This window comes from Streptomyces lancefieldiae (assembly GCF_031845825.1).
GTDB lineage: Bacteria > Actinomycetota > Actinomycetes > Streptomycetales > Streptomycetaceae > Streptomyces > Streptomyces lancefieldiae.
Window position 1 is genome coordinate 1 of record NZ_JAVRFH010000293.1, and the last position, 481, is coordinate 481.

The 481-nt window shown below is 75.3% G+C and carries 1 protein-coding gene; it reads right to left on the minus strand.

Translation table 11 applies throughout. The features are described 5' to 3' along the window. On the minus strand, window positions 1–481 hold a 481-nt coding region (locus RM812_RS42200), incomplete at both ends, for a PucR family transcriptional regulator ligand-binding domain-containing protein (protein ID WP_311586318.1).

The following is a 481-nucleotide window of genomic DNA, read 5'->3' on the forward strand; positions in this document are numbered from 1 at the left end:
TCCGCGCCCACCGGACCCGTGCCCGTGGACGCCGCGTACAGGAGCTGGCCGTCCGGCGTCTCCAGGAAGACCGGGTTGGCGGTGAAGTCGGCCAGGATGCCGAGGACCTGCGGCACCCCGCCCCCGTCGAGCAGCGCCCGGGTGGCGCGCCGGTGCACCTCCTCCGCCTGCTGGAGCAGGGCGTAGTGCCCGTTGACGATCTCGGTGTGCACCTCCTCGGTCACCGCGACGAACGGCACCTCGCGGTGGAGCTGCACCAGCGGAAGACCCGCCGCCCGGGCCGCGTCCACGATGGAGGCGGGCAGCCTGCTGAAGCGCGGGCCCAGCTCCACCACCAGGGCGGCGATCCCCCGGTCGGCGAGGCGGCGGACGAACGCGCGCTGCTCGGCGGGGCGGGTGCCGAGGCCCAGGCCGGTGGTGAGGAGCAGCTCGCCGCCCTTGAGGAGGGAGGCGATGTTCGGGACCTCGCCCGCGTGTACCC